The organism is Novilysobacter viscosus (assembly GCF_046600715.1).
Taxonomy (GTDB): Bacteria; Pseudomonadota; Gammaproteobacteria; order Xanthomonadales; family Xanthomonadaceae; genus Lysobacter_C; species Lysobacter_C viscosus.
In genome coordinates this window covers 203899-216127 of record NZ_JBJMAV010000004.1, presented here as the reverse complement: position 1 = coordinate 216127, position 12229 = coordinate 203899, and the positions used below count along the sequence as shown (strand labels likewise).

The following is a 12229-nucleotide window of genomic DNA, read 5'->3' as shown; positions in this document are numbered from 1 at the left end:
ACGGGTGATGCGCACTATCGCCGTGCTGGGTGCGACCGGCTCCATCGGGGCTTCCGCGCTGGATGTCATCGCCCGCCACCCCGATCGCCTGCGTGCGGACGTGCTGGTCGCCGGCAGCAACGTCGAGGCGCTGCTTGCCCTGTGCCGCGCGCACCGTCCCCGGCATGCCGCCGTGGCCGATGCGTCGGGATACGCGGCCCTGCGCGACGGCCTGCTCGATGCCGGCCTCGACACCGAGCCCCATGCCGGCGCCGATGCGATCTGTGAACTGGCGGCGGGCGATGCCTGCGACACGGTGGTGGCCGCCATCGTCGGCGCGGCGGGCCTGCCGTCCACGCTCGCCGCGGCCCGCGCCGGCAAGCGCCTGCTGCTGGCCAACAAGGAGTCGCTGGTGCTGGCCGGCGAACTGCTGATGCGCGCCGCGCGCGACGGCGGCGCGACCATCGTCCCGATCGACAGCGAGCACAATGCGATCTTCCAGTGCCTGCCCGACGCCGCCGCCCGGGCCGGGCTGGCACGCATCACCCTGACCGCATCGGGTGGTCCGTTCCGCGGCTGGGGCCGGGATGCGCTCGGCCCGGTGACCCCCGAGCAGGCCGTCGCCCATCCCAAGTGGTCGATGGGCCCGAAGATCTCGGTCGACTCGGCCACGCTGATGAACAAGGGCCTGGAAGTGATCGAGGCCCACCACCTTTTCGGCGTGGAGCGCGCGCGGATCGACGTGCTGGTGCACCCGCAGAGCCTGGTGCACTCGCTGGTCGCATTCCGTGACGGCTCCACCCTGGCCCAGCTTGGCCTGCCTGACATGCGCACCGCGCTGGCGGTGGGCTTTGGCTGGCCCGAGCGCCTGGACTCGGGCGTGTCGGTGCTGGACCTGCTGGCCGAGGGCGGCCGGCTGGAGTTCGAGGCCCCGGACCTGCAGGCCTTCCCCTGCCTGGGGCTGGCTTTCGACGCTCTGGAGGCCGGCGGTTCGGCCCCCGCGGTGCTCAATGCCGCCAACGAGGTCGCGGTTTCAGCCTTTCTTCAGCGACGGGTGGGTTTCCTTGCGATCCCCCGGTTGGTCGAGGCCGCCCTGTCGCGATGCACGGGGGCAGCGGCCGATTCGCTCGACGCCCTGCACCACGCCGACGCGGCTGCCCGCCGCCACGTCGAACGCGAGATCGCCCAGATGAGCCCCAGCCGATGACCCCCTCCGCGAGCCACCGACATGGGTGAACTGTTCGGCTCCATCTGGTGGCTGCTGGTCAGTCTCGGCGTGTTGGTGACCTTCCACGAGTTCGGCCACTACTGGGTGGCGCGGCGCTGCGGGGTCAAGGTTCTGCGCTTCTCGGTCGGCTTCGGCAAGCCGCTGTGGATGCGACGGGGCCGCGACGGCACCGAGTACGCCATCGCCGCGATCCCGCTGGGCGGCTACGTCAAGATGCTCGACGAACGGGAGGGCGACGTTGCCCCCGGCGAGGCGGACCAGGCCTTCAACCGGCAGTCGGTGTTGCGGCGCATCGCCATCGTCGCCGCCGGTCCGGTCGCCAACCTGCTGCTGTGCGTGGCACTGCTCTGGGCCATGTTCGTGGTCGGCCGGCCCGATTACGCGCCGGTGCTGGGTGCGGTCGGCGGGTTGGCAGCCGAGGCGGGCCTGCAACGGGGCGACACGGTACTGGCGGTGGGCGAGCGCGCCACCCCGACCTGGAGCGAGGTGCAGATGGCGCTGCTGCCCGCGGCGCTGGACCGCGTCGAGGTCCCCGTGTCCCTGCGCGACGCCGCCGGCGGCGAGCGCACCGTGGCGCTTGCGCTGGACCGCCTGCCGCCGCAGTTCGACGAGCGCCGGGCGATCGAGGTCATCGGCCTGTCGCCGCGCCACATGGACGTCCCGGCCGTCGTCGGCCGGGTGGTCCCGGACTCCGCCGCCTGGGGGGTATTGGCCGAAGGTGATCGCATTACCGCGCTGGACGGCACCCGGATCGATGGCTGGGAGGAGATCGGGCCGTTGGCGCAGGCCATTGGCGAGCGCGGCGAGCCGGCGATGGTGGAAGTTGAACGCAACGGCGAGCGGCTGGCGCTGGAGATCCTGCCCCGGCGGACGCAGGACGCCACCGGCGGGGACTACTGGGCGCTGGGCATTGCGTCCGCGCGCCCTGCGCTGCCCGAAAAGGACGCGCTGCTGCGCCACGGACCCGTCGAGGCGGTCCCTGCGGCGCTCAACGAGGCGCTCCACCAGGCCGGCGAACTGCTGGACATGATCGGCCGCGCATTCACCGGCCGGGTGGCGGTGGAGAACACCGTCGCCGGGCCCGTCACCATTGCCCGGGCGGCCAACGCCTACGCCGACCAGGGCCTCGCCTGGTACCTGTCGCTGCTGGCGCTGCTCTCGCTCAGCCTGGGCATCCTGAACCTGCTGCCGATCCCGATCTTGGACGGCGGTCACCTGCTGTATTACCTTATCGAGCTGGTCAAGGGCAGCCCGGTCAGCGAACGAGTCATGGCCGCCGGGCAATACGTGGGCCTGGCACTGATCGCCAGCCTGATGGGCCTGGCGTTCTACAACGACATCGTGAACAACCTGGTGCGCTGATGCCGCCTGCCCTGCCCTCCGCCTCCCGCGGCGACCCTGCTTCCCAACCGGACCTCCTGATGACGCGACTGCCTTCCCGCCGCCTGCTTGCCCTTGCCCTCGCCACGGCCCTGGCGCCGGCATTGCCCGCGACGGCCCAGACCGGCGTCCCGTCCGCGACCGACCCCTTCGCCGCCCCCGCCGCGCCCCAGCCCGCGTACGCGCCGGCACCGGATGCGTTCCGGGTCAGCGACATCCGCGTGGACGGGCTCCAGCGGATCGCCGCCGGCACCGTGTTCACCTACCTGCCGATCGAGCGCGGCGACACCGTCGACCGCGCGCGCGCCGGCGCTGCGGTACGCGCGCTGTACGCCACCGGGTTCTTCGAGGATGTCCAGATCGGCCGCCAGGGCGACATCCTGGTGGTGACGGTCACCGAGCGCCCGGCCATCAACAAGCTGACGCTGGTCGGCAACAAGGACATCAAGACCGAAGACCTGCAGACCGGCCTGAACGAGATCGGCCTGACCGAAGGCAACACCTTCGACCGGCTCGCCCTGGACCGCGTGACCCAGGAACTGACCCGCCAGTACAACAACCGCGGCAAGTACAACGTCCAGATCACCCCGACCGTGGCCCGGCTGGACCGCAACCGCGTCGACGTCACCATCGACATCGACGAGGGCGACGCGGCCAAGATCCGCCACATCAACCTGGTGGGCAACGAAAGCTACGAGCAGGACGAGATCCTGGAGAGCTGGGAGTCGGCCGAAAGCAACTGGCTGAGCTGGTACCGCCGCGATGACCAGTACTCGCGCGAGAAGCTCTCCGGCGACCTGGAGAAGCTCAACTCCTATTACCTGGACCGGGGCTACATCGATTTCAGCGTGGACTCCACGCAGGTCGCGATCAGTCCCGACAAGCAGGACATGTTCATCACCGCCGGCGTGAGCGAAGGCGAGGTCTACACCGTCTCGGACGTGCAGGTTTCCGGCGACACCGTGCTGCCGAAGGAGCAGATCGAGGCGCTGGTGCTGGTCAAGCCCGAGCAGACCTTCTCCCGCCGGCTGCTGGAAGTCAGCTCCGACTCGATCATCGCCGCGCTGGGCAACGTGGGCTATGCATTCGCCCAGGTGAACCCGATCCCGGCGGTCGACCGCGACGACAACACCGTTGCGATCAACATGCAGGTCGTGCCCGGCCCGCGCGTCAACGTGCGCCGCGTCGTGTTCAAGGGCAACACCCGCACCAGCGACGAGGTGCTGCGTCGGCAGATGCGCCAGTTCGAGGGCGCGTGGTACTCGCAGGCCGCCATCGACCGCTCCAAGATCCGCCTGCAGGGACTGGGCTACTTCGAGAGCGTCGACGTGGAAAGCCAGCCCGTGCCCGGCACCAACGACCAGGTCGACGTGGTCTACAACGTCAAGGAAACCACCTCCGGCAGCTTCGTGTTCGGCCTGGGCTTCTCGCAGCTCACCGGCCTGACCACGCAGATCCAGCTGTCGCAGGACAACTTCCTGGGCAGTGGCAACCGCATCTCGGTGCAGGCCCAGCGCAACGACTACCTGCAGCGCTACGACTTCTCGTTCATCAACCCGTACTTCACCGACAACGGCGTGTCGCTGGGCTACAACCTGTGGTGGCGCGAGTTCGACAACTCCGACTTCAACACCGCGCGTTACTCCAGCACCAGCGGAGCGGCGCAGACGGTGCTGGGCATCCCGATCACCGAGACCGATACGGTCACCGCCCTGTTCGGCATCGACAGCAACCAGATCTTCGCCCTCCGCGGGTCCACCCCGGAGCCGATCGTCGACTACATCGACGCCGTCGGGCAGCGTACGTTCCACGCCTGGCGGGGCGAGGTGGGCTGGGCCCGCAACACGCTCAACAATGCGCTGACCCCGACCACCGGCACCTACCAGCGCGTGTGGCTGGAAGCGACCCTGCCCGGCTCGACGGTCGAGTACTACAAGCTCAACTACAACTTCTCCAAGTTCTGGCCGCTGTCGCGCCACCTCGTGCTCAACACCCGCGCCGAGCTGGGTTATGGCGACAGCTACAGCGACCCGATCAGCCGCAACATCTGCTTCACCCCCGGGTCCGTGGTCGACACCGACGGCGATCCGGCAACCCCGCCGGTGTTCGTGCCCGGCCCGGATCCGACCGAGCCGTGCCTGCCCGGCTCGCCGGACTACAACAAGACCGTCGTCGCCGACGGCCTGCCGTTCTTCGAGAACTTCTACGCCGGCGGCAGCCGTTCGGTGCGCGGCTTCACCGACAACACCCTGGGCCCCCGCGCGTCACCGGTGGCGGGCAGCACCTTCACCCAGCCGGTGGGTGGCTCGCTCAAGACGGTCGGCTCGCTGGAGATGTACTTCCCCACCCTGCTCGATACCCCGGCCGCGCGCGTCTCGGCGTTCGTCGACTTCGGCAACGTGTTCGACGGCGCTGACAACTTCGACGCCGGCCAGCTGCGTGCGTCCACCGGTGTGTCGCTGATGTGGCGCTCGCCGATGGGCCCGATCTCGATCAGCTACGCCTACCCGCTCAAGAAGGAAGAGGGCGACGACATCGAGCGCCTGCAGTTCACCTTCGGTGGGCAGTTCTGACGACGGCCGCGCGCCTGCGTCCCCGCCACCCACGCCGCTGATGCAACCCGCGACGTACACCGCCGCCGCGCTGGCCGAGCACTTCGGGCTCGGCCTGCACGGCGACGGGGGCTGCGTCGTTCGCGGCGTGGGCACGCTGGCCTCCGGGGCCGGCGACCAGGTCGCGTTCCTGGCCAACCCGCGGTATCGCGCCCAGCTCCCCGGCAGCCGCGCCGGCGTGGTAGTGATGCGCCAGGACGATGCAGAAGGCTACGCGGGCACCGCGCTGATCGCGCGCGACCCGTACGTGGCCTTCGCCAGGATCGCCGCCCTGTTCGAGCCACGCGGCGAGGCGCCCGCGGGGATCCACCCTTCGGCGGTGATCGACGACGACGCGCAGGTCGATCCGGATGCGAGCATCGGCCCATTCACCACGGTTGGCGCGCGCAGCCGCGTCGCTGCCGGCGCGGTGGTCGGCCCGGGCTGCGTGATCGGCGAGGACTGCATCGTCGGCGCCGGCAGCCACCTCGTGGCCCGGGTCACCCTGGTCGGTCGGGTGCGCCTGGGCGAGCGCGTGCGCATCCATCCCGGTGCGGTGCTGGGCGCGGACGGCTTCGGCCTGGCCATGGACGGTGGCCACTGGGTCAAGGTGCCGCAACTGGGGGGCGTGGTGGTCGGCGATGATTGCGAGATCGGCGCCAACACCACCATCGACCGCGGCGCCATAGAGGACACCGTGCTGGAGGAGGACGTGCGCCTCGACAACCAGATCCAGATCGGCCACAACGTGCGCATCGGCGCGCATACCGCGATGGCCGGCTGCGCGGCCGTTGCCGGCAGCGCGCGCATCGGCCGGCACTGCCTGATCGGCGGCGCGGCCGGCGTGCTGGGCCACCTTGAAATCTGCGACCGGGTCGTCGTCACCGCGATGAGCCTGGTCACCCGCTCCATCCGCGAGCCCGGCGAGTACTCCTCGGGGACCCCGCTGATGGACAATCGCAGCTGGCGCAAGAACGCCGCCCGCTTCAGGCAGCTCGACGCCCTGGCCCGACGCGTCAACGCCGCCGACAAGGAATGATGATGAGCTCGACCCTGCAACTGCCTATCGACACCAATACGATCCAGACCCTGCTGCCGCATCGCTACCCGTTCCTGCTGGTCGACCGCGTGGTCGAGTTCGAGGCCCACAAGCGCGTGCTGGCCTACAAGAACGTGTCGTGCAACGAACCCTTCTTCAACGGCCATTTCCCCGGCCGTCCGGTCATGCCCGGGGTGCTGGTGGTGGAGGCGCTGGCCCAGGCCGGCGGCCTGCTGACCCAGCTCAGCCAGCAGAGCACCAGCGAGGGGAAACTCTTCTACCTGGTGAAGATCGACGGGGCGAAGTTCTCGCGCATGGTCGTGCCGGGCGACCGGCTTGAACTGGAGGTCACCCTCAAGCGGGTGATCCGCAACATGGCGATGTACAGCGGCGTGGCCCGCGTCGATGGCGAGCAGGCCGCGTGCGCCGACATCCTGTGTGCAGAGGTCCAGGCCTGACCGTGGACGGCGCCGCGCCCGGTATCCACCCCAGCGCCGTGGTCGAACCCGGCGCACGGCTGGCGCGGGGCGTGCAGGTGGGCGCCTTCTGCCATGTCGCCGGGGACGTCGAGGTCGGCGAAGGCACCACCTTCGGCCCGCACTGCAGCGTCAAGGGCCCGACCCGGATCGGCCGCGACAACACCTTCCACGGCCACTGCGCCATCGGCGGCGACCCGCAGGACAAGAAGTTCGCCGGGGAACGCGCCGAACTTGAAATCGGCGACCGCAACACCTTCCGCGAATTCACCACCGTCAACCGCGGTACCGGCGGCGGCGGCGGCATCACCCGCATCGGCCACGACAACTGGCTGCTGGCCTATACCCACGTCGCCCACGATTGCTTCGTCGGCAGCCATTGCGTGTTCTCCAACAACGCCACCCTGGCCGGCCACGTCACCATCGGCGACCACGTCATCCTCAGCGGGTTCGCCGGCATCCACCAGTTCTGCCGCATCGGCGACCACGCCTTCATCGGCATGGGGGCGTTCGTCAACGGCGACGTGCCGCCATTCGTGATGGTGGCCCAGGAAGGCTACGGCCGGCCGCGTGGCATCAACAGCGAAGGCCTCAAGCGCCGCGGGTTCGACAGCGAGCGCATCGGCGCGATCAAGCGCGCCTACCGCGCCATCTACATGGCTGGCGCGTCGTTGGACGACGCCCGCGCCAAGCTGGCCGCGCTCGCCGACGAGAGCGATGACGTGCGTGCCCTGCTGGCCTTCATCGAGAGCGGCGACCGCCCCCTGCTGCGCTGATTGCACGGGTCCTCCTGCAGGAGCCCTGTCACCGGCAAATACCTTTGCAGGAGCGACGCAAGTCGCGATCGCAAGCACCTCGAAGCCCCGCGGTCGCGACTTGCGTCGCTCCTACAACGCTTGCGATGCACTCCGGTGACCGTGATCGCGGCCGGAGTGGCTCCTACAGGAAGCGCAGCCGCCCCGCAGGTCGGAACGACGCCGGCTTTCGGCCACAATGCGGGCTTGCGCATCGATCCCGGACCCATGAACCCGAACGCCGCGTCCCGCCCCCTCCGCATCGCACTGGTCGCCGGCGAGGCCTCCGGCGACCTGCTGGGCGCGGGGCTGATCGCGGAACTGCGCAGCCGCCACCCGCACGCGGCGTTCGCCGGCATAGGCGGGCCGCAGATGCGCGACGCGGGCATGGAGACGTGGTTCGACGCCGACGCGCTGGCGGTGATGGGCCTGGCCGAGGTGCTGCGCCACCTGCCGCGCCTGCTGCGGCTGCGGCGCGGGCTGCGCGAGCGCCTGCTCGCCTGGCAACCCGACGTGTTCGTCGGCATCGATGCGCCGGACTTCAACCTCGGCCTCGAGCGCGCTTTGAAGGCGCGCGGCATCCGCACCGTGCACTACGTCAGCCCGTCGGTGTGGGCGTGGCGCGAGACGCGCGCGGCGAAGATCGGCCGGAGCGCCGACCTGGTGCTGTGCCTGTTCCCGATGGAGCCGCCGATCTACGCCGCCCACGGGGTCGATGCGCGCTTCGTCGGCCATCCGCTGGCCGATGAAATGCCGCTGCTGCCCGAACGCGGCGCCGCACGCGCCCAGCTCCAGGTCGACAGCGCCCGCCCCATGCTGGCGCTGCTGCCCGGTTCGCGCACGGGCGAGGTCGAACGCCTGGCGCCGGATTTCCTGGCCGCCGCCGCCCGCGTAGTGGCCGAAATACCCGGCATCCAGGTCGTTGCGCCGATGGCCGGGCCGCAAGCCCGGGCCGCGTTCGACCGCGTGCTTGCCGCGCACCCGGACGCCGCCGTGCTGCGCCCGGCGCTGCGCGTGGTCGATGGCCACGCCCGCACGGTGATGGCTGCCAGCGACGCGATCCTGCTGGCCTCGGGCACGGCCACCCTGGAAGCCCTGCTGGCCAAGCGTCCGATGGTGGTGGGGTACAAGGTCGCGCCGCTCACCCACGCGCTGGTCAAGGGGCTGGGCATGCTCAAGGTCGACCACTACAGCCTGCCCAACGTCCTGGCCGGGGAGGCGCTGGTCCCGGAGCTGATGCAACGCGATTGCACCCCCGGGAAGCTGGCCGACGCGACGCTTGCCGCGCTGCGCGACCCCTCCGTGGCGGCCCGGCTCGAGCCCCGCTTCACGGCCCTGCACGAGACCCTGCGGCAGGACGCCTCCGCCCGCGCCGCCGACGCCGTCATCGGCCTGCTCGCCGCCCCGGGACAGCGGCCTTCGGGCGATGCAGAATCACCCCATGGCTGACGGCTCCCAGCTCGCGTTCGACCTTCCGGTGGCACCCGGCGCGCGCCGTGTCGCCGGCGTCGACGAAGCCGGTCGCGGCCCCCTGGCGGGCCCGGTGGTGGTTGCCGCGGTGGTCCTGCGACCCGGGCGCACGCCGGTCAACGGGCTGGCCGACTCCAAACAACTCAACGCCCGGCGGCGCGAGCAGCTGTACGAGCGAATCATCGAGCGTGCCATCGCATGGCACGTCGTAAGCATCGAAGTCGGCGACATCGACCGGCTCAACATCTACCAGGCCACGATGCTGGGCATGCGCCTGGCGGTGGAAGGCGTGGCCCATGCCGCCGAGCTTGCGCGCATCGACGGCAACGCGCTCCCGCGCGGCCTGCCCTGCCCGGCCGAAGCGCTGATCGGTGGCGACGCCCGCGACCGCGCGATCATGGCCGCGTCGATCCTGGCCAAGGTCACCCGGGACCGGCTGATGCGACAGCTGCACGCGCAGTGGCCGCAGTACGGTTTCGACCTGCACAAGGGCTATGGCACGCCTGCGCACCTGGCCGCACTGCGTACGCATGGACCGTGCCCGCACCATCGGCGCAGCTTCGCGCCGGTATCGGCGTGCATGCAGGCCGCCGCGCCGATGCTCCCGGCCTGACGTGTCCGCCCGCGGTCCGCTGCGGCCGGGGGCGCCTACTTCGGGCGGGGCGGGGACACCTCCACGTTGCTGGTTGCCAACAGCGCCACTTCCCAATTGATCTCCAGGATCGACTGCCCGTCGATCGCGAGCAGTGCCAGGCCGTCGCCGGGACGCTGCGGGTAGGGCGATGGCACCCTGGGGTCGCCGCTGTCGCTGATCGCGAGTCGCACCACGACCTGCTCGCCACTGGGGGTTTGCAACGTCACCTCACGGGCACTCGGGGAGTCGCTCATCTCATTACTCCGGTTGGATCGGCGCCACGCAGCGCCGTGCTGCAAGCGGCTAGGGGCCGCGGGTCGCCGCCCCGTCGATGCGGGCCAGCAGGGGATTGGCGGTGATGCGGACCTCCGGGATGCCATCGGCGCGCGCAGCCGCGAGCATGCGGCGCGCCTCACCGGGCCGATCCAGCCAGGCGAAGGCCTCGGCCAGGTAGTAGGCGACGTCCTCGGGTACGTCGCCTGCCGACTGCGCACGGGCGGCGTGCTCCAGCGCCGCGTCGCGATCACCCTGGATGGCCCGGTAGTAGGCCATCGCCGCCTGCGCCCGCGCGTCGCCGGGCTTGTGCTTGAGGTAGGCCGCCGCCCCGGCGGCCGCCCGGCCGTAGGCCTCCCGGGTCTCGACATCCGTGCGCAACCCCGCCTGCGCCAGCAACGCATCGCCCAGGTTGCCCCACAGCTCGAAGCTGCCGGGGTTGAGGTGCACCGCGCGCCGGTAGTGGCCGGCCGCGGCGGCGTAGTCGCGATCCTGGTAGGCCAACGTGCCGAGGTTGTTGAGCACCGACTCCACCGGCTCGATCGCCAGCGATTGCTCCAGCGCCGCCGCCGCCTCCCCACGGCGACCGGCCGTCAGCAGCAGGCCGCCGTAGGTGCTCCAGTGGTAGGCATCGCCGGGCTCCAGCTGCGTGGCCTTGCGCAGCGAATCGATGGCCGGCTCCAGCTGGCCGGCGAGGAACTGCTGGTAGCCGCGCTCGGCATACAGCTGCGCATCGCCCGGTCGCGCCGCCAGGGCGGCATCGAAGCGCGCCAGCGCCTCCGCCGGGCGCTCCCGGGCGATGTCCAGCTTGGCCAGCCCGACCAGTGCCTGCGGCCGCAGCGCGGGATCGGCTTCGATGCTGGCGTAGTAGCTGGCCGCCCGCTCCAGTTCGCCCTGGGCGCGGTAGAGATCGCCCAGCGCCAGCGCGACTTCGCCCAGCGTGGGGTCCATGTTGTTCGCGCGCAGGCACGCCACCCGCGCGGCTTCGAACGCCGATGTGTCGCCGTGGTTTTCAAACCGCCACACGCCCAGCCGGCACAGACCGGCTTGCGCGCGCGCGAAGCCGGCGTCGATCTCCAGCGCGCGGGTGAAATGCGCCTCCGCCCCGTCACGGGCCGCGCCTCCCTTCAGCAGCGCCTGGACGCCCTGCAGGTAGGCATCGAAGGCGGCCACGTTGCGGGTGGGGACGAGGCGTCGACGCAGGCCCTCGCCGCCGTCGGGCATCACCCCGACCAGCGCGTGCACCACCTCCCCGGCGATCTCGGCCTGGGTTGCGAAAATCTGGGAGCTGTCGCGGTCGAAGGTCTCGCTCCACAGCGTGTAGCCGCTGCGCGTGTCCGACAGCCGCGCGTTGATGCGCACCCGGCCACCATCCCGGCGCACGCTCGCATCGAGCACCGTGGCGACCCCGCGGCGGCGGCCGAACTCCGCCGGGTCCTGGCTCGAGGCAACCGGCGACCACGCCGCCACCTTGAGGCCCGGCACGCCCGCCAGGGCGCCGTGCAGCTCCACTGCCAGTCCCTCGGCGAAATAGCGGTCGCCGGCGGCGTCGCTGAGCGTGGCGAACGGGAGCACCGCGATCGACGCCTCGGTGGCCGGTGGCACGCCGTCGCGCGATAGCCAGGCCACCGCCCCGGCCGCCACCAGCACCAGCGCCGCGCCCCAACCCCAGGTGCCGTGCGCCTGCGGCGCCCGCCGGTCAGCCACGACCGGGGGCACCGCCTCGCCCGGGCCCGCGGGCACCGCGACCGCTGCAGACAGCGGGGGGGCGGCCGCCGCAGGCGCGTCGTCCGGTTCCGGTTCCGTTTCGGGTTCGCGCGGCCGACCCTGCTCCGGTCCGTCGGCGGCTCCACTCACGGCCCCGACCGGTGTCGCGGCGGGCGCGGCCGGTGCCGGGTCGGCCCCCTCCAGCGCCGCGATGAACCGGTAGCCCAACGCGTGCTGCGTCTGGATGTAGCGCGGGTGGTGGGCATCGTCGCCCAGCGCCGTGCGCAGCTGGCCGATGGCCCGGGTCAGTACGCCCGGCGTGACGTGGCGATGCCCCCAGACCCGGTCCAGCAGATCGTCGCGGTGGATCAACTCGCCCGGGCGCGCCAGCAGCGCCAGCAGCACGGCAAACGCCTTGGGCTCCACGGCGATGGGATGGCCGTCGCGGGTGAGGGTGTGCGCGGCCGGATCGACCACCACCGGCCCGAACCGGTAGCGCTCTCCCCCCCAACCCCCCTCCCCGGCGTGCCCTGACGGTTCCATCGCAAAAACCTCATGACCGCCTTAAGAACCTATGACAACGCGGACGGAAAACACCTGCGGCCATCATGACCCCGCACCCGGCGAGGAGGACGCTGTGGCCACGCCGGAACCGCCG

General features: G+C 71.1%; 10 protein-coding genes. 8 read left to right on the top strand and 2 right to left on the bottom strand.

Annotation, left to right across the window (positions count from 1 at the left end; translation table 11 throughout):
* The first annotated feature begins 7 nt into the window (after positions 1-7).
* The 8 genes from ACJQWL_RS08535 to rnhB all read left to right on the top strand — a co-directional run bounded on the left by ACJQWL_RS08535 (position 8) and on the right by rnhB (position 9570).
* Positions 8-1186 carry a 1-deoxy-D-xylulose-5-phosphate reductoisomerase gene (locus ACJQWL_RS08535; protein ID WP_411300832.1) on the top strand — a complete coding sequence of 393 codons (1179 nt, stop codon included), beginning with the start codon at positions 8-10 and terminating at the stop codon, positions 1184-1186.
* A gap of 21 nt (positions 1187-1207) precedes the next feature.
* A complete protein-coding gene (rseP, locus tag ACJQWL_RS08530; RefSeq protein ID WP_330969674.1) occupies positions 1208-2569 on the top strand; it encodes an RIP metalloprotease RseP in 1362 nt (453 codons plus the stop codon).
* Positions 2570-2628: 59 nt separating this feature from the next.
* On the top strand, positions 2629-5160 hold the full coding sequence (gene bamA, locus ACJQWL_RS08525; RefSeq protein WP_330969675.1) for an outer membrane protein assembly factor BamA: 2532 nt from the start codon (positions 2629-2631) through the stop codon (positions 5158-5160).
* A gap of 40 nt (positions 5161-5200) precedes the next feature.
* Entirely contained in the window at positions 5201-6217 is a 1017-nt protein-coding gene (gene lpxD, locus ACJQWL_RS08520; RefSeq protein WP_330969676.1) for a UDP-3-O-(3-hydroxymyristoyl)glucosamine N-acyltransferase, read from the top strand.
* Between the two features lie 2 nt (positions 6218-6219).
* Positions 6220-6675 (top strand): 3-hydroxyacyl-ACP dehydratase FabZ, encoded by a 456-nt coding sequence (gene fabZ / locus ACJQWL_RS08515; RefSeq protein ID WP_330969677.1) that lies wholly within the window; start codon positions 6220-6222, stop codon positions 6673-6675.
* 2 nt (positions 6676-6677) lie between these two features.
* Positions 6678-7469 (top strand): acyl-ACP--UDP-N-acetylglucosamine O-acyltransferase, encoded by a 792-nt coding sequence (gene lpxA / locus ACJQWL_RS08510; RefSeq protein WP_330969678.1) that lies wholly within the window; start codon positions 6678-6680, stop codon positions 7467-7469.
* A 246-nt stretch (positions 7470-7715) separates the two neighbouring features.
* A complete protein-coding gene (lpxB, locus tag ACJQWL_RS08505) occupies positions 7716-8936 on the top strand; it encodes a lipid-A-disaccharide synthase (RefSeq protein WP_330969679.1) in 1221 nt (406 codons plus the stop codon).
* A complete protein-coding gene (rnhB, locus tag ACJQWL_RS08500; RefSeq protein ID WP_330969680.1) occupies positions 8929-9570 on the top strand; it encodes a ribonuclease HII in 642 nt (213 codons plus the stop codon). The genes lpxB and rnhB overlap by 8 nt, the downstream gene beginning before the upstream one ends.
* 35 nt (positions 9571-9605) lie before the next feature.
* Here the strand turns inward: rnhB and ACJQWL_RS08495 are convergent, their stop codons facing one another.
* Together ACJQWL_RS08495 and ACJQWL_RS08490 are read right to left on the bottom strand one after the other, a co-directional pair.
* Positions 9606-9845, bottom strand: a complete 240-nt coding sequence (locus ACJQWL_RS08495) for a hypothetical protein (RefSeq protein WP_330969681.1) — start codon at positions 9843-9845, stop codon at positions 9606-9608.
* 49 nt (positions 9846-9894) lie between these two features.
* A complete protein-coding gene (locus tag ACJQWL_RS08490) occupies positions 9895-12114 on the bottom strand; it encodes a winged helix-turn-helix domain-containing protein (protein WP_411300831.1) in 2220 nt (739 codons plus the stop codon).
* Positions 12115-12229 lie beyond the last annotated feature (115 nt).

Bases quoted from the DNA above. Each gene is read 5' to 3' on its own strand.
- ACJQWL_RS08535 (WP_411300832.1), top strand. From the start codon at position 8: ATGCGCACTATCGCCGTGCTGGGTGCGACCGGCTCCATCGGGGCTTCC.
- rseP (WP_330969674.1), top strand. From the start codon at position 1,208: ATGGGTGAACTGTTCGGCTCCATCTGGTGGCTGCTGGTCAGTCTCGGC.
- bamA (WP_330969675.1), top strand. From the start codon at position 2,629: ATGACGCGACTGCCTTCCCGCCGCCTGCTTGCCCTTGCCCTCGCCACG.
- lpxD (WP_330969676.1), top strand. From the start codon at position 5,201: ATGCAACCCGCGACGTACACCGCCGCCGCGCTGGCCGAGCACTTCGGG.
- fabZ (WP_330969677.1), top strand. From the start codon at position 6,220: ATGAGCTCGACCCTGCAACTGCCTATCGACACCAATACGATCCAGACC.
- lpxB (WP_330969679.1), top strand. From the start codon at position 7,716: ATGAACCCGAACGCCGCGTCCCGCCCCCTCCGCATCGCACTGGTCGCC.
- rnhB (WP_330969680.1), top strand. From the start codon at position 8,929: ATGGCTGACGGCTCCCAGCTCGCGTTCGACCTTCCGGTGGCACCCGGC.
- ACJQWL_RS08495 (WP_330969681.1), bottom strand. From the start codon at position 9,845: ATGAGCGACTCCCCGAGTGCCCGTGAGGTGACGTTGCAAACCCCCAGT.
- ACJQWL_RS08490 (WP_411300831.1), bottom strand. From the start codon at position 12,114: ATGGAACCGTCAGGGCACGCCGGGGAGGGGGGTTGGGGGGGAGAGCGC.